Source organism: Streptococcus catagoni, from assembly GCF_011421425.1.
Classification (GTDB): domain Bacteria; phylum Bacillota; class Bacilli; order Lactobacillales; family Streptococcaceae; genus Streptococcus; species Streptococcus catagoni.
Genome location: NZ_WPCW01000001.1, coordinates 691,679 through 711,978, shown reverse-complemented (window position 1 = coordinate 711,978; position 20,300 = coordinate 691,679). Strand labels below are relative to the sequence as shown.

The 20,300-nt window shown below is 37.3% G+C and carries 19 protein-coding genes; 18 read left to right on the top strand and 1 reads right to left on the bottom strand.

What is annotated here, in order from left to right; translation table 11 throughout:
* The 8 genes from HBN42_RS03350 to HBN42_RS03315 all read left to right on the top strand — a co-directional run bounded on the left by HBN42_RS03350 (nucleotide 1) and on the right by HBN42_RS03315 (nucleotide 9,351).
* Entirely contained in the window at nucleotides 1-945 is a 945-nt protein-coding gene (locus HBN42_RS03350; RefSeq protein WP_165993660.1) for an ABC transporter permease subunit, read from the top strand.
* A 53-nt stretch (nucleotides 946-998) separates the two neighbouring features.
* On the top strand, nucleotides 999-1,967 hold the full coding sequence (locus HBN42_RS03345; protein ID WP_165993659.1) for a substrate-binding domain-containing protein: 969 nt from the start codon (nucleotides 999-1,001) through the stop codon (nucleotides 1,965-1,967).
* Nucleotides 1,968-2,214: 247 nt separating this feature from the next.
* Entirely contained in the window at nucleotides 2,215-3,549 is a 1,335-nt protein-coding gene (locus tag HBN42_RS03340) for a bifunctional metallophosphatase/5'-nucleotidase (protein ID WP_165993658.1), read from the top strand.
* Between the two features lie 18 nt (nucleotides 3,550-3,567).
* Nucleotides 3,568-4,188 carry a YutD family protein gene (locus HBN42_RS03335; protein ID WP_165993657.1) on the top strand — a complete coding sequence of 207 codons (621 nt, stop codon included), beginning with the start codon at nucleotides 3,568-3,570 and terminating at the stop codon, nucleotides 4,186-4,188.
* On the top strand, nucleotides 4,185-5,276 hold the full coding sequence (rlmN, locus tag HBN42_RS03330; protein ID WP_165993656.1) for a dual-specificity RNA methyltransferase RlmN: 1,092 nt from the start codon (nucleotides 4,185-4,187) through the stop codon (nucleotides 5,274-5,276). Before HBN42_RS03335 ends, rlmN begins: the two co-directional genes overlap by 4 nt.
* Nucleotides 5,276-5,785 (top strand): VanZ family protein, encoded by a 510-nt coding sequence (locus HBN42_RS03325; RefSeq protein WP_165993655.1) that lies wholly within the window; start codon nucleotides 5,276-5,278, stop codon nucleotides 5,783-5,785. The genes rlmN and HBN42_RS03325 overlap by 1 nt, the downstream gene beginning before the upstream one ends.
* 76 nt (nucleotides 5,786-5,861) lie before the next feature.
* Nucleotides 5,862-7,604: an ABC transporter ATP-binding protein gene (locus HBN42_RS03320; RefSeq protein WP_165993654.1), complete on the top strand. Its 1,743-nt coding sequence runs from the start codon at nucleotides 5,862-5,864 to the stop codon at nucleotides 7,602-7,604.
* A complete protein-coding gene (locus HBN42_RS03315) occupies nucleotides 7,597-9,351 on the top strand; it encodes an ABC transporter ATP-binding protein (RefSeq protein WP_165993653.1) in 1,755 nt (584 codons plus the stop codon). The genes HBN42_RS03320 and HBN42_RS03315 overlap by 8 nt, the downstream gene beginning before the upstream one ends.
* A 161-nt stretch (nucleotides 9,352-9,512) precedes the next feature.
* On the opposite strand, the gene HBN42_RS03310 is transcribed toward HBN42_RS03315, so the two are convergent.
* Entirely contained in the window at nucleotides 9,513-10,172 is a 660-nt protein-coding gene (locus tag HBN42_RS03310; RefSeq protein ID WP_165993652.1) for a prepilin peptidase, read from the bottom strand.
* A gap of 146 nt (nucleotides 10,173-10,318) precedes the next feature.
* On the opposite strand from HBN42_RS03310, the gene HBN42_RS03305 reads away from it, so the two are divergent.
* The 10 genes from HBN42_RS03305 to ftsA all read left to right on the top strand — a co-directional run bounded on the left by HBN42_RS03305 (nucleotide 10,319) and on the right by ftsA (nucleotide 20,295).
* Complete coding sequence (locus HBN42_RS03305; RefSeq protein ID WP_165993651.1) at nucleotides 10,319-10,849, top strand: Dps family protein; 531 nt, start codon at nucleotides 10,319-10,321, stop codon at nucleotides 10,847-10,849.
* Nucleotides 10,850-10,954: 105 nt separating this feature from the next.
* A complete protein-coding gene (locus HBN42_RS03300) occupies nucleotides 10,955-11,188 on the top strand; it encodes a YqgQ family protein (protein ID WP_165993650.1) in 234 nt (77 codons plus the stop codon).
* The gene (locus tag HBN42_RS03295; RefSeq protein ID WP_165993649.1) at nucleotides 11,163-12,143 is read left to right on the top strand and encodes an ROK family glucokinase; all 981 of its coding nucleotides are present in this window, start codon (nucleotides 11,163-11,165) and stop codon (nucleotides 12,141-12,143) included. Before HBN42_RS03300 ends, HBN42_RS03295 begins: the two co-directional genes overlap by 26 nt.
* Before the next feature lies 1 nt (nucleotide 12,144).
* The gene (locus HBN42_RS03290; RefSeq protein ID WP_165993648.1) at nucleotides 12,145-12,525 is read left to right on the top strand and encodes a rhodanese-like domain-containing protein; all 381 of its coding nucleotides are present in this window, start codon (nucleotides 12,145-12,147) and stop codon (nucleotides 12,523-12,525) included.
* A gap of 188 nt (nucleotides 12,526-12,713) precedes the next feature.
* On the top strand, nucleotides 12,714-14,555 hold the full coding sequence (gene typA, locus HBN42_RS03285; protein ID WP_165993647.1) for a translational GTPase TypA: 1,842 nt from the start codon (nucleotides 12,714-12,716) through the stop codon (nucleotides 14,553-14,555).
* 107 nt (nucleotides 14,556-14,662) lie between these two features.
* Nucleotides 14,663-14,902 (top strand): DUF3165 family protein, encoded by a 240-nt coding sequence (locus HBN42_RS03280; RefSeq protein ID WP_165993646.1) that lies wholly within the window; start codon nucleotides 14,663-14,665, stop codon nucleotides 14,900-14,902.
* A 171-nt stretch (nucleotides 14,903-15,073) separates the two neighbouring features.
* Nucleotides 15,074-16,438 (top strand): UDP-N-acetylmuramoyl-L-alanine--D-glutamate ligase, encoded by a 1,365-nt coding sequence (gene murD / locus HBN42_RS03275; RefSeq protein ID WP_165993645.1) that lies wholly within the window; start codon nucleotides 15,074-15,076, stop codon nucleotides 16,436-16,438.
* Nucleotides 16,431-17,513, top strand: a complete 1,083-nt coding sequence (locus HBN42_RS03270) for a UDP-N-acetylglucosamine--N-acetylmuramyl-(pentapeptide) pyrophosphoryl-undecaprenol N-acetylglucosamine transferase (protein ID WP_165993644.1) — start codon at nucleotides 16,431-16,433, stop codon at nucleotides 17,511-17,513. The genes murD and HBN42_RS03270 overlap by 8 nt, the downstream gene beginning before the upstream one ends.
* The gene (locus HBN42_RS03265) at nucleotides 17,514-18,701 is read left to right on the top strand and encodes a cell division protein FtsQ/DivIB (protein WP_165993643.1); all 1,188 of its coding nucleotides are present in this window, start codon (nucleotides 17,514-17,516) and stop codon (nucleotides 18,699-18,701) included.
* A gap of 226 nt (nucleotides 18,702-18,927) precedes the next feature.
* Nucleotides 18,928-20,295, top strand: coding sequence for a cell division protein FtsA (gene ftsA, locus HBN42_RS03260; protein WP_165993642.1), 1,368 nt, complete (start codon nucleotides 18,928-18,930; stop codon nucleotides 20,293-20,295).
* The last annotated feature ends 5 nt before the right edge of the window (nucleotides 20,296-20,300 follow it).

Below are 20,300 nucleotides of genomic sequence, written 5' to 3'. Positions count from 1 at the left end.
GTGAAAAAAGTGATGAAATACATATCGGAGTTAACCACTCTGGTGGCTTTAGTAGGGTTAATGATTGTTATAACACTAATCAATCCTAACTTTTTAACAACAAACAACTTGTTAAATTTATTATTACAAGTAACAGCTAATGGCTTTATAGCCTTTGGAATGACCTTTGTCATTTTGACCGGTGGAATTGACCTATCTGTGGGATCTATTTTGGCTCTATCTAGTGCTCTAACTGCTGGTATGATTGCAAGTGGTATGCCGGTTGGTCTGGCCATTTTACTAGCAGTGCTATTAGGTGGTATCTTGGGAATGTTGAACGGGCTTTTCATTTCTTATGGAAAACTAGCACCATTCATTGTTACCCTAGCAACTATGACGATTTTTCGGGGAGCAACCCTGGTTTATTCAAATGGGAATCCTATAACCAAGGGATTATCAGATAGCTTTCTCTTTCAATTTTTAGGGCAAGGCTACATTTTAGGTATTCCCTTCCCAGTTATTTTAATGTTTATTACCTTTCTTATACTCTATGTCTTACTACATAAGACAGCCTTTGGGAAAACTGTTTATGCTCTAGGTGGCAATGAAAAGGCTGCTTATATCGCAGGTGTTAAATTAAATAAAGTTAAGATTATCATTTATACTATTTCAGGGATGATGGCTGCTGTATCAGGTTTAATTATCACATCACGTCTGAGTTCAGCGCAACCCACAGCTGGTAGTGCCTATGAGATGGACGCTATAGCAGCAGTTGTCTTAGGAGGAACCTCCCTTTCAGGAGGGAAAGGTCGCATACTTGGAACACTTATTGGGGCTCTCATAATTGGTGTCCTTAATAATGGTTTAAATATTATTGGTGTTTCAGCCTTTTGGCAACAGGTGGTCAAGGGTATTGTTATCCTAATAGCTGTCTTGCTAGATCGCTTGAAAGTAGAAAAAACATAATTGGTTTTAAGGTTTTTAAAACATAAAAAATTCATAACATAAGGAGTGTTAAAATGAAGAATTTAAGAAGGCTTGGCTTTATGGCCTTAGTGATGACAATGGTGATGATTCTAGGTGCTTGTGGAAAAACGGGCTTAGGCAATTCAGGAACTTCTTCTTCAAAAGAAGTCAGTAAAAAAGCAGCCAAAGATTTGAAATTAGGGGTTTCTATTTCGACCACTAATAATCCTTATTTTGTTGCTATGAAAGATGGGATAGACAGCTTTGCCAAAGACAAAAAAGTCAGCTTAAAGCTTGCTGACGCCCAAGATGACGCTGCTCGTCAGGCAGATGATATTCAAAATTTCATCAGCCAAAAAGTTGATGCTATTCTTATCAATCCTGTGGATTCAAAAGCCATTGTTACATCTATAAAAGCTGCTAATTCTGCAGATATTCCAGTCATTTTAATTGATCGTGGTAGTGAGGGTGGCGATGTTCTAACCACCGTAGCATCAGACAATGTTGAAGCTGGTAAGATGGCAGCAGACTTTGCTCTTGAAAAAGCAGGTAAAAAGGCAAAAACTTTTGAACTTTCAGGCGTACCTGGTGCATCTGCAACAGTTGATCGCGGAAATGGATTTAATAAGGTTGCTAAAGAAAAACTAACAATTTTATCAAGCCAATCTGCTAATTTTGATCGTGCAAAAGCTTTGAATACAGCACAAAATATGATTCAAGGACATAAAGACGTTCAAGTTATCTTTGCTCAAAATGATGAAATGGCTTTAGGAGCAGCCCAAGCTGTTAAATCTGCTGGACTTAAGGATGTTCTTATTGTTGGTATTGATGGTCAACCAGATGCCCATACTGCTATTAAAAATGGAACAATCACAGCAACCATTGCCCAACAACCAGCAAAAATGGGAGAAATTTCTATCCAGGCAGCAATAGACTACTATCAAGGTAAGAAAGTTAAAAAGGAAACCGTTTCACCTATCTACCTTGTTACAAAGGATAATGTTGATAAATACAATTGGTAAACTTTAAGAGAAGGTTGAAGCAAGTTGGCTTCAGCCTTTTTTATGTGCTTTCAAGCTTAGTATTTAAAGTAGGCTAAAAAACTTATGTTTATAGGAGCTTGTTTACTCACTTCTATTATTTTGCAATCCTTGAAGAGCTAATTTAATTTGGAATTGCAAAGAGGGAATTCAGCCTTATAAAATGATATAATGGGACTGCTGACCAAGAAGTTAATAAGCATATGTCAAATGACTGGAAGGGGATTCAATGATAGAAGAAATAAGCTTACTCCATCTTAATGACTTGCATTCTCATTTTGAAGCCTTTCCAAAAATAGAACGGTTCTTTTCACAATTCTCTCAAAGTCAGTCTGAAGTCATTAAAGTAGATCTTGGAGATAATATTGACCGCAGTCATCCCCTATCAGATGTGACTAAGGGACAGGCCAATATTCTTTTAATGAATCAATTAGGCATAGATTATGCCACCATAGGAAACAATGAAGGGATTGGTCTAAGGAAAGAAGATCTCAATCAAGTCTATAAAGAAGCAGACTTTAAGCTAGTCATAGGTAACTTTTATGACCAAGGGGCTTGTCCTAGCTGGGCAAAGCCTTATGATATCTACATGACTAAGGAGGGAACGAAAATTGCCTTTCTGGCTTATACTTTTCCTTATTATAAGACCTATATCCCCAATGGTTGGCAAATTGATGACCCCATAGAAGTTTTAAAAAGAGACATGCAGATACCCCAAGTAGCCCAGGCTGATGTCAAGATTTTGTTAAGCCACTTAGGAATTCGCCTAGATGAAAAAATTACCGAAGAGATAGATGGTCTAGACTTGATCATTGGTTCTCATACCCACCATGTCTTTGAAGAAGGTGCCTCTTTGAATGGAACCTATTTAGCAGCAGCAGGCAAATATGGGCACTATGTCGGGGAGATAACTATCCGTTTGGAAGACCACAAGTTAAAAGAGATGAAAATCATTGCTCATGAAACATCTCATATGCCAAGCAAGGCTTATGATCAGACTTTTGTTGATAATCTGATACTAGAGGGACAAAAGAAGCTGAGCCAGCATCAGATCGTGACTTTAGACCAATCCCTAAACCAAGAAGAATCACTTGAGCTCCTTATGGATGCTATGAAAGACTATGCCAGTGCAGACCTTTCCATCATCAATTCTGGTCTCCTTGTTCAACCATTTGGAAAAATTGTGGATGCTAGACAATTGCAGAGCAGCCTTCCCCACCAAATGCGTCTTGCCAGATTAGAAGTGACACAGGCAGAACTTGAAGAAATCTGTCAGGACATTTTCAGCCAGGCAAGCCTCCTTGAGAAACAGGAAATCAGAGGAATGGGGTTTAGAGGAAAACGATTTGGACGAATTTGTAGCAGTGGTTTTACATACAAAAATGAAAAAATAGTGTATAATAATAAAGTTATGGGTAAATCGGAAAAAGTAAGCTTGGTGCTAGTTGATCAATACTATTTTGCCTCTTATTTTCCAAGTATTAAAAATAAGAAAGTGACCCTCTTATTTCCAGATTTACTCAGAGAACTTGTTGAAGACTATATCTTAAAAACATTGAAATAATGAAATGAAAGGAGTCCGATGAAAAAAGAAATTTCACCAGAAATGTATAACTATAATAAGTTTCCTGGCCCAGAATTTGTTCATTTTGATAATCATGTCAAAAGTGACCAGATTGAGTTCACCCTATTAGAAAATGATAAAGATGCCTTTAATGCCACTGCCTTTGGCCAACGTTTTACCGAGATTTTACTGAAATATGATTATATTGTGGGAGATTGGGGCAATGAACAATTACGCTTAAAGGGCTTTTACAAGGATGCTAATGACATCAAAAAGTCAAATCGTATTTCTCGTTTAGATGACTATATCAAAGAATTCTGTAATTTCGGCTGTGCCTATTTTGTTTTGGAAAATGAAAATCCTAAAGAGATTAAGTTTGAAATAGAAAAAGTAGGTAGACGAAAGAAAAGCCATCAAGCTTCCGACAAAAGAAAGTCGCAAGCTAAGCAGACGCAGAAAAAAAGGCCAAATGCTAAATCAAAACAAAGTGATAAAAACCCAGAAAACAATCATTTTACCAGTAAAAAACGTCAAAATACAAGCAAATCACGGCCAAAGAAAAATAGAGCTAGTAAGGAACAAGTGAGCAAAGCTAAAAATGATCACTTTATTATCAGAAAGAAGGATTCTAATCCATGAAACCATCCATTTACAGCCTAACGCGAGATGAACTTATCCAGTGGGCAATTGAAAACGGTCAGAAAAAATTTAGGGCAACTCAAATTTGGGACTGGTTATATAAAAAGCGTGTGCAGACCTTTGAGGAGATGTCAAATATTCCCAAAGACTTTATCAATCTCTTAGATAGCCATTTTTGTGTCAATCCTTTAAAGCAAAGAGTTGTTCAAGAATCTGTTGATGGGACAGTCAAATACCTCTTTGAACTGCCAGATGGAATGCTCATTGAGACGGTACTCATGCGTCAACATTACGGACATTCTGTTTGTGTAACAACTCAGGTGGGCTGTAATATTGGCTGTACCTTCTGTGCTAGTGGACTAATTAAAAAGCAGCGTGATCTTAATAATGGTGAAATCACAGCGCAGATTATGCTTGTTCAAAAGTATTTTGATGAACGTCAAAAAGATGAACGCGTTAGCCATGTTGTGGTTATGGGGATCGGCGAACCCTTTGATAACTATCAAAATGTGATGAAATTTCTACGGACAATCAATGACGACAATGGACTGGCTATAGGAGCCCGTCATATCACCGTTTCAACTTCTGGCTTGGCTCATAAAATAAGAGAATTTGCCAATGAAGGAGTTCAGGTCAACCTAGCTGTTTCCCTCCATGCTCCAAATAATGAACTGCGATCAAGCATTATGCGGATAAACAGATCTTTTCCGCTTGAAAAATTATTTGCTGCTATCGAATACTATATCGAAACCACTAACCGTCGCGTAACCTTTGAATACATCATGTTAAATGAGGTTAATGATGGCGTAGAACAAGCCCAGGAACTGGCTGATCTAACTAAAAATATCCGCAAATTGTCCTATGTTAATTTGATTCCTTACAATCCTGTTTCTGAACATGACCAGTATAGCCGTAGTCCTAAGGTGCGTGTTGATGCTTTTTACGATGTCTTGAAGAAAAATGGGGTAAACTGTGTTGTCCGTCAAGAACACGGTACAGATATTGATGCAGCCTGTGGCCAATTGCGATCTAATACTATGAAGAAAGACCGCCAAAAGGAAAAAGCGGCATCGGACCGGGCTAAGTAATGTTTAAGTGTACTAATCCCGCATTCCTATCTAAAAGGCAACTGATTGCTGTAAAATTGCTGGCCGTCTTATATCTACTGGCCATTGTGATCATGTGTTTTTCGCCCAGTCCACATTTTTTTAAGGGAGTTGAGACTCCAAATATATTATTTGTAGGGCGTCTACGTTTACTACTTGTCCCCTTTAATTCACTGGTCGGATTAAAAGAGGTTCACTCAGTCTATGCAATGACTTGGATATTTTGCCAGAATCTCCTAAATATCTTCTTGCTGTTTCCTTTGGTTAGCTTGATTCATTTACTAACAGACAAATGGCATGGCTATAAAAAAAGCTTTTATTTAGGACTTTCTATCAGTGCCTTCATTGAAGTCACTCAGCTTCTTTTAGATATCTTAATTGATGCCAACCGTGTTTTTGAAATCGATGATCTTTGGACCAATTCTTTGGGAGCAGTACTGGCCTACTCTGCTTACCTTTTTCTTGTGAAAAAGATATTGAAAAGACACTAAATTCTCTCCTTTGGGGAGAATTTTTGTTAGAATAAGAAGATTACAAAATTAGAATATTAAATAGGAAAGGAAAAATATGACAATTATAAGAAACTTATGGTGGTTTTTCAGGCAGGAAAAAAGACCATACTTACTAGGTATTTTTTCTTTAAGCTTGGTTGCCCTCTTGAATTTGATACCACCCAAAATAATGGGGATGGTTATTGATGGCATTACCAGTGGACATCTTAGTAAAGCTCAACTCCTTATCAAACTATTTTGGTTAGTTCTAGCAGCTCTTGCCATGTACTTTTTAAGATATGTTTGGCGCATTTGTATCTTTGGAACCTCCTATCGATTAGGAAGAATCATGCGTTTTCGACTCTTTGACCATTTTACAAAAATGTCTCCCTCATTTTACCAACGCTTTCGAACTGGTGATTTAATGGCACATACGACCAATGATATCAATTCTCTGACACGTCTGGCTGGTGGTGGTGTGATGTCTGCGGTAGATGCTTCTATTACAGCTATTGTCACCTTGCTAACCATGTTTTTCACCATTTCCTGGCAAATGACTCTAATTGCAGTGCTTCCCTTGCCATTGATGGCTTATGCAACCAGCCGTTTAGGCAGAAAAACCCACCAGGCTTTTGGACAATCCCAAGCGGCCTTCTCAGACTTAAACAATAAAGTCCAAGAGAGTGTTTCAGGCATTAAGGTGACCAAATCTTTTGGTTACCAACATAAAGAGTTAGCTTCTTTCCAAGAGACCAATCAAAGAACCTTCCAAAAAAATCTAAAAACAATGACCTATGACGTGATGTTTGATCCATTGGTTCTCTTGTTTATAGGTTCTTCCTATGTTTTAACCCTACTGGTAGGGGCGTTTATGATTAAGGTCAACAATGTTACTATAGGAAATCTTGTGACCTTTGTTACCTATTTAGACATGTTGGTCTGGCCCTTAATGGCTGTTGGCTTCCTATTTAACGTGATTCAAAGAGGATCAGTTTCCTATGAGCGCATAAGTAAGCTTCTAAATGAAAAAGTAGATATTGAAAATCCCAAAAATCCGGTTCAAAATGTTGAGAATGGACCCTTGGATTATGCCATAAAATCCTTCCGATATGAGGATAATATCAGTCTTTCTGATATCTATTTTCACTTAGAAAAAGGACAAACCCTAGGTTTGGTCGGACAAACAGGATCTGGGAAAACCACATTAATTAAATTGCTTCTAAGAGAATACGATGTTAAAGACGGAACCATTACCCTGAATGGACATGATTTAAAAAGCTATCGTTTTGAAGATCTCAGAAAATTAATTGGCTATGTCCCTCAGGATCAGTTTCTCTTTGCAACGTCTATTTTAGAAAATGTTCGATTTGGCAATCCCAATTTATCTTTAGAGCAGGTAGAAGAAGCAACCAAACTTTCTCAGGTTTACCAAGATATATTGGACATGCCAGAAGGCTTTGATACCGTCATCGGTGAAAAAGGAGTTTCCCTTTCTGGTGGGCAAAAACAACGTATTGCCATGAGTAGGGCTATGATTTTAAATCCTGATATCCTAGTTTTGGACGACTCCCTTTCAGCTGTTGATGCAAAAACCGAACATGCCATTATTGAAAATCTCAAAGAAACCCGTCAAGATAAAACGACTATAATAACGGCGCATCGTTTGAGTGCAGTGGTTCATGCTGATTTCATCCTAGTTTTGGAAAATGGCAAGATTATTGAGAAAGGTCGACATGAAGACCTTATCCAAGCCGGTGGTTGGTATGCTAAGACCTATATTTCACAGCAAATGGAAATGGAGGTTGAAGGAAATGTATAAAAATAGCCAATGGCAAGTTTTCAAGCGTTTGATGTCTTATCTAAAACCCTATAAATGGTTAACCTTTTTAGCCTTAGCTTTATTACTTTTGACAACAGTTGTTAAGAGTTTTATTCCCTTAGTTGCTTCCTATTTTATTGATCATTATTTGACAAATGTTAATCAAACAGCAGCACTTATTTTAATAGCCTACTATGGCTTATATGTTTTACAAAGTATTATCCAATATTTGGGAAATTTGTTCTTTGCAAGGGTCTCTTATAGCATTGTCAGAGATATCCGTTATGATGCCTTTGAGAATATGCAAAAGCAAGGAATGTCTTACTTTGATAAGACTCCTGGCGGAGCAATAGTATCCAGAATAACCAATGACACAGAAGCTATTAGTGACATGTTTTCAGGGCTCTTATCCAGTTTTATTTCAGCAATCTTTATTTTTACAGTAACCCTTTATACAATGCTAATGCTTGATGCTAAGCTAACTGGACTGGTCGCATTATTTTTACCATTTATCTTTATTTTAGTGAATCTGTATCGTAAGAAATCAGTAGAGGTTATAGCAAAAACACGTAGCCTACTCAGTGATATTAACTCAAAACTGGCTGAGAGTATTGAAGGTATCATAATTATCCAGGCTTTTGGGCAAGAAGAGAGGCTAAAGAAAGAATTTGAAGAAATCAATGGGGACTATGTTCGTTACACCAATAAATCAGTAGCCTTAGATAGTATTTTCTTAAGACCAGCCATGTCTTTACTTAAACTTTTAGCCTATGCTTTATTGATGACCTATTTTGGTTTTAAGGGGATAAACAGTGGACTTACTGCTGGTTTGATGTATGCTTTTATTCAGTATGTTAACCGTCTCTTTGATCCTTTAATTGAAGTGACCCAAAATTTTTCAACACTACAGACTTCAATGGTTTCAGCAGGAAGAGTCTTTAGACTGATTGATGAAAAAGGCTATGAGCCTCAACAAGAAAATGTAGATATCCAGATCAGTCAAGGTAAGATAGAATTTAAGAATGTTTCTTTTTCATATGATGGCAAGCATCAAATACTGGATGATATTTCATTTAAAGTTAACAAAGGAGAGACCATTGCCTTTGTCGGTTCAACTGGTTCGGGGAAGTCCTCCATCATTAATGTTTTGATGCGCTTTTATGAATTTCAAAAAGGACAGGTTTTATTAGACGATATTGATATCAGAAAGTACTCTCAAAAAGAATTGCGTCAAGCTATTGGCCTGGTTCTACAGGATCCTTTCTTATACCATGGAACCATTGCCTCTAATATCAGGATGTATCAAGATATCAGTGATCAAGATATTCAAGAGGCAGCAAAATTTGTGGACGCTGACCAATTTATTGAAATGCTTGCTCAAAAATATGATGCCAAGGTCAGTGAGAGAGGCTCTAGCTTTTCAACAGGGCAAAGACAGCTTCTGGCTTTTGCTAGAACAGTTGCTAGTCAGCCAAAGATTTTAATATTGGATGAAGCTACTGCAAATATTGATTCTGCTACTGAACAGATTGTTCAGAATTCTCTAGCAAAGATGAGAAAAGGCAGAACAACCATTGCTGTTGCACATCGTCTCTCAACCATACAGGATGCAAATTGTATCTATGTTTTGGATAAGGGAAAAATTGTGGAAAGTGGAACTCATGAGCAGCTCTTGGCAGAAGAGGGAAGCTATTACAAAATGTACCAACTCCAAGCAGGGATGATGGAAAATAATTACTTAAGGTAATAGCTTTTTACTCTTAGGCAAGTTTCTTATAGATTTGGCTCTGTTTTATAGAGAACCAAGTCTTTTTTTATTTTTAAAGGAAGAAAAGTCTCTAGGCTAGTATCTAATGGTCGTATTCAATTTTTACCGTGGTCAGCTTGATCTTTTTTTGACAGAAAGCTCTAAAAGCCAGCTAGTTTTTCATAGAGGCTAAGTCCCAAAAAAGTCAGGCTAAGAAAGGGCAAAAAGGGAATTTTTCTGCATTTAAAAAGCAGGCAAAATAGTATTCCCAAGAGGCTGCTGACTTGCATCAGCCATAGGAGTTGTTCTGTTTTTAGAACAAGGGATAAGGTGGCAAAATATAAAAAGTCCCCACTACCAATACCCAATGGATAGCAATGACAAAGAACTGAACAGAGGACTAAGATAAGAGTAGATAGGTGAATGGGATAAAAAAAGAGCATGGGAAGACTGAGTAGAAACCACAAAAAGATAGGATATGATTGACTGTCTAAATCATAAAGACTAAGTAGGAGTGAAAACATCAGTAGGAAAAGCTGTGTTCCAGTTAAATAATGATGATAGGCTAATAAGGTGATACAAGCACAAATAAGCTCAATCCCAAAATAGATAAGGCTAATTTTCTGCCGACAAAAAGGACAACGAAAAGCATTTGCCAGCTGAGATAATAGGGGAATCAAATCTCGGATTCGTAAGGGTCTGAGACAGTGATCACAATGACTTGCTGGCAAAACAATGGATTTTTCTGGGAATCTATTCCAAACCAAGCCAATAAAAGACCCAAGAGAAGCACCTAGGAAAAAAATAAGTAAAGTAGTCATATCTTTTTATTCGAAAAACATAGTAAATAATTGAAAACTTTTTTTAATAGAGATACAATTTGTTTAGTAAGAGGAAAGTGGTTTTAGGCTTAAAGCCTTATTCCTCTAACGTTTTAACCATTTTTAGAGAAAAGGAGTAAAACATTATGGCTAAAGATGATATCACTAAATTGCAGAAGTCTATTTTAAATACCCTTTCTACATCTGATAAATCAAAATATAAAAAGACAAAGGCTGTCTTAAATCAAGTTGTTGCAGATCTCTCAAAAGCTGCTTCAATTGTTCATCAAATACATTGGTATATGAGAGGTCCTGGTTTCTTTACACTTCATCCAAAAATGGATGAATTAATGGACGGCTTGAATGCTGATTTAGATGTTATGAGTGAAAGACTGATAACAATTGGAGGTGCTCCTTATTCTACCTTAAAGGAATTTGATCAACATTCTAACTTGGAAGAAAAGCCTGGTTCCTTTGATAAAAAAATGAAAGAACATTTGAAACGCTTGGAAGAGATTTATACTTACTTAGATCAGCTCTACCAAGTTGGCTTGGATGTTACTGCCGAAGAAGGAGATGACCCAACTAATGACATCTTTACTTCAGCCAAAACAGAGACTGAAAAAACCATATGGATGATTAATGCCGAATTAGGCACAGCTTCTGAAGTTGAATAGGCAAAAAGTCTGGTTTCGTCCAGGCTTTTTTAGTTTTATTTTTTCAGAAAGCGATTGCACAATTATCTTGAAATCAGGTCGCTTTTTTGCTAAAATACAGGAAGTATGAAAAGCTTATATGATGTGCAACAGTTGTTAAAAAATTTTGGAATTTATATCTATATCGGCAAACGCCTCTATGATATTGAGGTAATGAAGATTGAACTGGAAAAACTCTATGATAATGGTTTGATCGAAAAGACTGATTATATGAAAGCAGAATTGATTTTACGGCGTGAACATAGACTAGAATTGGAAAAAGAAGGACATAGGGATGACTCAAAAATTATTGGGGATTGATCTGGGTGGTACAACTGTTAAATTTGCCATCTTAACTTTAGAAGGGGAAATACAGGAAAAGTGGGCTATAGATACCAACATCTTGGATGAGGGTAAGCACATCGTACCTGATATTATTGCTTCCATCAAACATCGTCTGCAACTTTACGGTCTAGAGAAAAGGGATTTTGTTGGGATCGGTATGGGCTCTCCTGGAGCTGTCAATCGCATCACAAATACGGTTACCGGAGCCTTTAATTTAAACTGGAAAGGAACCCAGGAAGTCGGCTCTTTAATTGAAAAAGAAATTGGAATTCCAGTTGCTATTGATAATGATGCCAATGTGGCTGCGCTTGGCGAAGGTTGGATTGGTGCAGGGAACAATAATCCAGATGTTGTTTTCATGACACTTGGAACAGGAGTTGGTGGTGGTATCATCGCTGACGGGAACTTGATTCATGGTGTTGCAGGTGCTGGTGGCGAAATTGGTCACATGATTGTTGAACCTAAAAATGGCTTTCTTTGCACCTGTGGAAGTCAGGGCTGTCTAGAAACAGTGGCTTCAGCAACAGGAGTTGTCAAAGTAGCTCGTCTTCTAGCAGAAAGCTATGAAGGTGTTTCTAAGATTAAAGCAGCCATTGATAACGGTGATAGCGTAAGCAGTAAGGACATATTCTTAGCCGCAGAAAGTGGTGATAGCTTTGCAGATTCAGTGGTTGAGAAAGTTTCCTTCTATTTAGGTCTAGCTGCTGCTAATATTTCAAACATTCTCAATCCAGACTCCCTTGTTATTGGTGGTGGGGTTTCAGCAGCTGGTGAATTCTTACGTTCACGTGTTGAAAAATACTTTATGACCTTCACCTTTCCTCAGGTTCGAAATTCAACAAAAATAAAAATCGCTCAACTGGGAAATGATGCCGGCATAATAGGTGCAGCTAGCTTGGCAAGACAATTTATTAATGGAGTAGGAGAATAATATGTCACCTTTAACAATCCTTGGTTGGATTTTACTGATTGCTTTTATCCTTTATTATATTTGGAAATACCTGTCATTTAAGAAAATGGCAAAGCAAATTGATAATCAGACCTTTAAAGAAATGATGCCTCAGAGTCAGATTATTGATCTAAGAGAACCAGCAGCCTTTCACCAAAAACATATTCTCGGGGCTAGAAATTTTCCCTACCAGCAGTTTGAAGCATCTATGAGTTCTCTACGTAGGGATAAAGCAATTCTTCTTTATGAAAATGGAAAAACACGCTTTGCTCCCGGTGCTGTCAAAAAATTAAAAAAAGCTGGTTTTAATGACATTTATCTTTTGAGAGATGGCTTTGATTTTTGGGATGGTAAAACAAAATAGTAGCTAAAAAACCAAAAGAAATCACTTGTTAAAAGCTGGTTTCTTTTTTCTTTAGGCAAGTATGTCAGGGGCTAAAGATCAGTTTCTGAAAACGTTTATTTTGGGATGTCTCCTAAAAATGCGTGACATTTCGAATGTGGTTTGTTATACTTGTTTAGTTAAAAATAATTAGCTTACAAGAGGAAATAATGACACAATTTAGAAAAGATATCCGTAACGTTGCCATCATCGCTCACGTTGACCACGGAAAAACAACACTTGTTGATGAACTTTTAAAACAATCACATACACTTGATGAACGTAAAGAACTTCAAGAACGAGCGATGGATTCAAACGATATTGAAAAAGAACGTGGTATCACTATCCTTGCTAAAAATACGGCAGTTGCATACAATGATACGCGTATCAATATCATGGACACTCCTGGACATGTGGACTTCGGTGGTGAAGTTGAACGTATCATGAAAATGGTTGATGGTGTTGTGCTAGTCGTTGATGCCTACGAAGGAACCATGCCTCAAACACGTTTTGTTTTGAAAAAGGCTTTGGAACAAAATCTTATTCCTATTGTTGTTGTTAATAAAATTGATAAACCATCGGCACGCCCAGCAGAAGTCGTTGATGAAGTTTTAGAACTCTTTATTGAACTAGGAGCTGACGATGAACAATTAGATTTCCCAGTTGTCTATGCATCAGCTATCAACGGAACCTCTTCTTTATCAGACGATCCAGCTGACCAAGAACACACAATGGTGCCTATTTTTGATACCATCGTTGACCATATCCCAGCTCCAGTTGATAATTCAGAAGAACCTTTGCAATTTCAAGTGTCACTACTAGACTATAATGACTTCGTTGGTCGTATTGGTATTGGTCGTGTCTTTCGTGGAACAGTTAAAGTTGGGGACAGTGTTACCCTTTCAAAACTAGATGGAACAACCAAAAACTTCCGTGTCACTAAATTATTTGGTTTCTTTGGACTTGAAAGAAGAGAAATCCAAGAAGCAAAAGCAGGTGATTTAATTGCTGTTTCTGGTATGGAAGATATCTTTGTTGGAGAAACAATCACTCCGACAGATGCTATTGAACCACTACCAATTCTTCGTATTGATGAGCCAACCCTTCAAATGACTTTCTTGGTTAATAATTCACCATTTGCAGGTCGCGAAGGTAAATGGGTAACTTCTCGTAAGATTGAAGAACGTCTTTTAGCTGAGCTGCAAACAGATGTTTCACTTCGTGTTGACCCAACTGATTCACCAGACAAATGGACAGTTTCAGGTCGTGGAGAGTTGCACTTGTCCATCCTTATTGAAACAATGCGTCGTGAAGGTTATGAATTACAAGTGTCACGTCCAGAGGTTATCGTTAAAGAAATTGATGGTGTCAAATGTGAACCATTTGAACGTGTTCAAATTGATACACCTGAAGAATACCAAGGTGCTATCATCCAATCCCTTTCAGAACGTAAAGGTGACATGTTAGACATGCAAATGGTTGGTAATGGCCAAACTCGCCTGATCTTCTTGATTCCTGCACGTGGACTTATTGGATATTCCACTGAATTCCTTTCAATGACTCGTGGATATGGTATCATGAACCATACCTTCGACCAATATCTACCACTTGTTGGTGGAGAAATCGGCGGACGTCACCGTGGTGCTCTTGTGTCAATCGATCAAGGTAAAGCTACAACATACTCAATCATGCGTATTGAAGAGCGTGGAACAATCTTTGTAAACCCAGGTACTGAGGTTTATGAAGGTATGATCGTCGGTGAAAATGCCCGTGATAATGACCTTGGTGTTAACATCACTACTGCAAAACAAATGACCAACGTTCGTTCAGCAAACAAAGACCAAACTTCTGTTATCAAAACACCACGTATTTTAACACTTGAAGAGTCTTTAGAATTCTTAGCAGATGATGAGTACATGGAAGTAACACCTGAATCTATCCGTCTACGTAAACAAATCTTGAACAAGGCTGCTCGTGATAAAGCTAATAAGAAGAAAAAATCAGCTGAATAAAGTGTAAAAAAGCTTTCTTAATCAAAAAGGATTTTTAAGAAGTTATTCCTTTTTAAAAGTCCTTTTGCGTTGAGAAAAAAGGTGCTTTCCAGAAAGGATGAATAGTATTGTTTTATTTAATTGTTGCTATACTTATTATTTCATATTATCTTTTTATGGCACCGGCAAGCGTTAAAAACACCCTTAGCATGATTGGGTTGGTGGCCCTGGTGGCACTTTTGATGGTTCTGGCTGGAATGAGTATTGTCAGAATTATGAACACACCACCTGAATTTTTCCTTGGGCTTGCAATGATTTCTTTAGCTTATTTTGCCTTAAAAGATATTATCAGGATGCCTAAAAAATAATAGTTTAATGATAAGCTTGGTTCAGGGGAACCAGGCTTATTTCTTAGGTTTATTTTTCAAAAGAAGAAATAAAAGACAGTAAGCAAAAAGCCATCAAAATGTATAAAATCTTGAAAAAGCAGGCAATTAAGGGTAAAATAGTAGGGAATTAGAATAGATAGAGTGGTCTTTATGAAAGAAATTGCGACATTTAAAAACAAAAAAGTTTTAATCCTTGGTTTAGCAAAATCAGGTGAAGCGGCAGCGAAATTATTAGCGAGACTTGGAGCTATTGTGACGGTCAATGACGGTAAAACCTTTGAGGAGAACCCTGCTGCCCAAGCTTTACTTGAAGAAGGCATCAAAGTTATCTGTGGCAGCCATCCTCTAGAATTATTAGATGAAGACTTTCAATATCTTATTAAAAACCCAGGTATCCCCTATAGTAACCCAATGGTTAAAAAAGCTATTGAAAAGAAATTGCCTATTTTAACAGAAGTAGAGCTGGCTTACTTGGTTTCAGAGGCTCCAATTATTGCCATTACTGGTTCAAATGGAAAGACAACAACCACTACAATGATTGCTGATGTCTTAAATCATGCGGGTCAGTCTGCCCTTCTTTCTGGTAATATTGGCTTTCCAGCCTCTGATGTGGTGATGAAAGCAAAGGCGAATGATAAATTGGTTATGGAGTTATCATCCTTTCAATTGATGGGTGTCAGAGAATTCCAACCACATATTGCCCTTATTACAAATCTAATGCCGACCCACCTTGATTACCATGGTAGCTTTGAAGCTTATGTTCAGGCCAAATGGAATATCCAAAAGCAGATGACAGAAGCTGATTTTTTAATTTTAAATGCTGATCAGGAAATTTCATCAGAACTGGCTCTAAAGACAAAGGCGCGTGTCCTTTATTTTTCAAGAGAAAAAGAAGTAGATGGTGCCTATCTATCAGAAGGCAAACTCTATTTTAATGGTCACTATATCATGGAAGCAAAGCAGATCGGTATTCCTGGTAGCCACAATATTGAAAACGCACTGGCTACTATTATCGTGGCTAAACTTTCTGGTGTGGAAGATAGTCTGATTGCAGAGAGCCTCAGTGCCTTTGGTGGTGTTAAACATCGCTTGCAAAATGCTGGAAAAATTAATGGCATTACATTTTTTAATGACAGTAAATCAACTAACATTCTGGCCTGTCAAAAGGCTCTATCAGGATTTGAAAAGAATAAGGTGATTCTTATAGCTGGTGGTTTAGATAGGGGCAATGAATTTGATGAACTGGTTCCAGATCTTATTGGCTTGAAAAAAATGGTTATTTTGGGACAATCCGCAGAACGCATGAAAAGAGCAGCTAAGAAGGCTGACGTCTCTTTTCTTTCTGCTAATGATATTGCAGAGGCTACAAGGATTGCTTACTCTATCGCAGAAGCTGGAGATACTATTTTATTGAGTCCAGCAAATGCCAGCTGGGACATGTACAAGAGCTTTGAAGTACGTGGCGATGAATTTTTAAGGACGTTCCAAGACTTAAAAGGAGAACTTGATGACTAAGCGAATTCTTTTTACAGGTGGTGGGACTGTTGGTCATATAACTTTAAATCTGATTTTAATACCGCTCTTTATAAAAGACGGTTGGGAAGTGCATTATGTAGGTGATAAAAAGGGCATCGAATTTCAGGAAATCCAAAAATCACAGTTAGATGTCTCTTTTCACAGTATTCAAACAGGTAAATTAAGACGCTATTTTTCCTGGCAAAATCTTATAGACATTTTTAAGGTTGGAATAGGGCTCTTGCAATCTTTGGTTCTGATTCTTAAAATTCGTCCAAAGGTCTTATTTTCAAAGGGCGGTTTTGTTTCAGTTCCACCGGTAATAGCTGCTAAACTACTTGGCCTTCCTGTTTTTGTCCATGAGTCTGATTTAAGCATGGGACTTGCCAATAAGATTGCTTCAAAGTTTGCGACTACAATGTATACCACTTTTAATCAGAAAGAACAGCCAGCTCTTATGAAGCATGTGGGAGCTGTCACCAAAGTTGATGAGAAACAGCTTAGTTCTAACACTATTGCACAAATTAATCAAATCAAGGAACACTTTAATCCTGAATTTAAAACCATTTTATTTATTGGTGGTTCAGCTGGTGCCAAGGTTTTTAATGATTTTGTCAGTGACAATCAGTCCTTAAGAGACACGTTTAATATTATCAATATTAGTGGTGATTCTAGCCTGAACTGCTTGGAGAAAAATCTGTACCGTGTTGATTACGTGACAGATCAATACCAAGCTCTTATGGATATGGCTGATTTAGTTGTCACAAGAGGAGGCTCAAATACCATTTTTGAACTCTTGGCAATGAAAAAACTCCATGTGATTGTTCCCCTTGGAAAGGATGCCAGTCGTGGAGATCAGTTGGAAAATGCTGATTATTTTGAGCAGCATCATTATGCTAGACAAATCAGAGAAGCTGATTTCAATTATGAGAAACTGCTATCTGAAATCAACTACCTATTTGAAAACAAGTCCTCATTTATTAAAGCAATGACTGAATCAAAAGAAGTTAAAACTCCTGATTTATTTTATGATTTATTACGAACTGATATTGACTCAGAAATTAAGGGCGGATAAATGACAAAAAATAAGAATAATGAAACTGAAAAAGACAACAAACCCATAGTATTGACGGAATGGCAGAAACGTAATATCGAGTTTCTGGAAAAGAAAAAAGCCAAAGAGGAAGAAGAAAAAAAACTAAAAGAAAAATTACTGATTGAAAAAAGAAGTGAACTGCAGTCCCAAAAGGATGAAGTTGATAAGGATAGTGACAGTGACAAGGATAGTGATCAGACAGCCCAGGAAGAAGAAAGTCCTCAGGAGGAAAAGCTTCTAAAAGTAGTTAAGGTCAAAAAAGAAAAAACCAAGAGACACAAAGCTTTTATCAAGGCCCTACCTGTCTTAGTAGTTAGTGTCCTCGTACTTACTCTATCAATCTTTGTCTTAACACCCTACAGTAAAAGTAAGGTTTATTCTTCAAAAGGTAATGACCACACAAGCTTGGCCCAGTTGATTGATCAAAGCACTATTAAAGAATCAGACTATTTCTTCACTCTTTTATTTTCTAAAAGTCGTTATGAAAAGGCCATTGAATCAAATAATCCCTGGATAAAGCAGGTAAATATTCATTATAGCCTACCTAATCGTTTTCAATTTGATGTTAAGGAATTTCAAATTATAGCCTATGCTCAGGTTAAAGATGGCTTCCAGCCCATCCTTGAAAATGGGCGACGAGTAACAATCGTTAAGAAGGCGGAATTGCCAAAGTCATATTTGATTATCAATTTAGAAAATGAAAAAGATGTTCAGAATTTGGTCAGATCACTAACCAAATTACCAGATGCCTTAGTAAAAAACATCAAGTCGGTTTCTTCAACCAAGTCTGCTTCAACAAGCGATTTGCTAATGATTGAACTCCATGATGGTAATAGCATTCGTGTTCCACAGTCCCAGATTGAAGAAAAGTTGCCTTATTATCAAAAGATTAAGAAGCAACTTGAAGGGAAGTCTATTGTGGATATGGAAGTCGGTATCTATTCAACCACCCCAGAAATTGAGGCACAGCCTGTTAAAAAAGAGGAGAAGAAAAAAGAGGATCAAACTGAGCAAGAAAGTGCTAATCCTAATGCAGCTGCAACCAATACAGAAGAAGTAGTTCAAAATCAAGCAAGCTCTGCTCAAACCCCTGCTCAGTCGGCAAATCCAACAGAGCAGCCTGCTCCTGCTGGTCAAACTCTGGGACAAGGTCAACATAATCAGTAAAAAGTGATTGATCGACTATAAATAAGGTTTTCTTAGCTTAAAAAATAGGTTAAAAAATCGCTATTTATAGAGAAAATTAAATTGACAAAAAAGATTAAGTTTATATAACAAAAATCGTAAAATAATAACATTTTACGATTTTTTATGATATAATATTCACTGAATAATTCTGTTTTTGACAGTATTTAGAATAGTAAAAGTTTGGAAAGATAGTGAGGTCAAGTGAATGGCTAGAAATGGCTTTTTTACTGGTTTGGATATAGGAACTAGCTCAATAAAAGTATTAGTCGCAGAATTTATTTCAGGCGAAATGAATGTTATTGGCGTTAGTAATGTCCCTAGTACAGGCGTAAAAGATGGAATAATTATTGATATAGAAGCAGCTGCAGCCGCAATTAAAAGTGCTATTGAACAAGCAGAAGAAAAGGCTGGTATGACCATTGAGAAAATCAATGTTGGCTTACCTGCAAACCTTCTTCAAATTGAACCTACACAAGGCATGATTCCTGTACCAAGTGAGTCAAAAGAAATCAAGGATGAAGATGTTGATAGCGTTGTTAAATCAGCATTGACAAAAAGTATTACCCCAGAGCGTGAAGTGATTTCTTTAGTTCCAGAGGAATTTATTGTTGATGGTTTCCAAGGCATTCGTGATCCACGTGGGATGATGGGAATTAGATTAGAAATGCGTGGATTAATCTATACTGGTCCAAGTACTATTCTACATAATCTTCGTAAAACAGTTGAACGTGCTGGCATTAAAGTGGACAACATTATTATTTTACCACTAGCCATGGCTAAATCAGTATTAAATGAAGGCGAAAGAGAGTTTGGTGCAACTGTCATCGACTTAGGTGGTGGACAAACTACAGTTGCTTCAATGAGAGCTCAAGAACTTCAATATACCAACATTTATACTGAAGGTGGTGAATACATCACCAAAGATATCTCAAAAGTTTTGAAAACCTCTATGTCTATTGCCGAAGCCTTGAAATTTAATTTTGGGCAAGCCAATATAGAAGAAGCTAGCGTGACTGAGACTGTAAATGTTGATGTAGTCGGAAGTGATGAGCCAGTTGAAGTGACAGAACGTTATTTATCAGAGATCATTTCTGCTCGTATCCGTCATATTTTAGATCGTGTTAAACAAGATTTGGAACGTGGTCGTCTTCTAGATTTACCTGGTGGCATCGTCCTTATTGGTGGTGGTGCAATCATGCCTGGTGTTGTTGAGATGGCCCAAGAAATTTTTGGTACCAATGTTAAGCTACATGTTCCTAACCAAGTAGGAATTAGAAACCCAATGTTTGCGAATGTGATTAGCTTAGTTGAATATGTTGGTAAGATGTCTGAGGTTGATGTTCTAGCACAAAATGCTGTTTTTGGTGAAGAACTTTTGAGACGCAAGCCAGTTGATTTTTCTGGTCAGCAAAGCTATACTTCAAATTTCCGTGAAACACATTCTAGCCCGGAAAATCATTCCAATTACAACAACCAAGCGGCACCTACAGAATATGGACAAAAAGAGCCAGCTGAACCAAAACAAAAGATTGGTGATCGCGTTCGTGGTATTTTTGGAAGCATGTTTGATTAAAGATA

Excerpts from the sequence above, each read along its gene's own strand:
- ftsA (WP_165993642.1), top strand. The coding sequence starts at position 18,928 with ATGGCTAGAAATGGCTTTTTTACTGGTTTGGATATAGGAACTAGCTCA.
- murD (WP_165993645.1), top strand. The coding sequence starts at position 15,074 with ATGAAAGAAATTGCGACATTTAAAAACAAAAAAGTTTTAATCCTTGGT.
- HBN42_RS03265 (WP_165993643.1), top strand. The coding sequence starts at position 17,514 with ATGACAAAAAATAAGAATAATGAAACTGAAAAAGACAACAAACCCATA.
- HBN42_RS03325 (WP_165993655.1), top strand. The coding sequence starts at position 5,276 with ATGTTTAAGTGTACTAATCCCGCATTCCTATCTAAAAGGCAACTGATT.
- typA (WP_165993647.1), top strand. The coding sequence starts at position 12,714 with ATGACACAATTTAGAAAAGATATCCGTAACGTTGCCATCATCGCTCAC.
- HBN42_RS03305 (WP_165993651.1), top strand. The coding sequence starts at position 10,319 with ATGGCTAAAGATGATATCACTAAATTGCAGAAGTCTATTTTAAATACC.
- HBN42_RS03335 (WP_165993657.1), top strand. The coding sequence starts at position 3,568 with ATGAAAAAAGAAATTTCACCAGAAATGTATAACTATAATAAGTTTCCT.
- HBN42_RS03310 (WP_165993652.1), bottom strand. The coding sequence starts at position 10,172 with ATGACTACTTTACTTATTTTTTTCCTAGGTGCTTCTCTTGGGTCTTTT.
- HBN42_RS03320 (WP_165993654.1), top strand. The coding sequence starts at position 5,862 with ATGACAATTATAAGAAACTTATGGTGGTTTTTCAGGCAGGAAAAAAGA.
- HBN42_RS03340 (WP_165993658.1), top strand. The coding sequence starts at position 2,215 with ATGATAGAAGAAATAAGCTTACTCCATCTTAATGACTTGCATTCTCAT.
- HBN42_RS03290 (WP_165993648.1), top strand. The coding sequence starts at position 12,145 with ATGTCACCTTTAACAATCCTTGGTTGGATTTTACTGATTGCTTTTATC.
- HBN42_RS03300 (WP_165993650.1), top strand. The coding sequence starts at position 10,955 with ATGAAAAGCTTATATGATGTGCAACAGTTGTTAAAAAATTTTGGAATT.
- HBN42_RS03295 (WP_165993649.1), top strand. The coding sequence starts at position 11,163 with ATGACTCAAAAATTATTGGGGATTGATCTGGGTGGTACAACTGTTAAA.
- HBN42_RS03345 (WP_165993659.1), top strand. The coding sequence starts at position 999 with ATGAAGAATTTAAGAAGGCTTGGCTTTATGGCCTTAGTGATGACAATG.
- HBN42_RS03270 (WP_165993644.1), top strand. The coding sequence starts at position 16,431 with ATGACTAAGCGAATTCTTTTTACAGGTGGTGGGACTGTTGGTCATATA.
- HBN42_RS03315 (WP_165993653.1), top strand. The coding sequence starts at position 7,597 with ATGTATAAAAATAGCCAATGGCAAGTTTTCAAGCGTTTGATGTCTTAT.
- rlmN (WP_165993656.1), top strand. The coding sequence starts at position 4,185 with ATGAAACCATCCATTTACAGCCTAACGCGAGATGAACTTATCCAGTGG.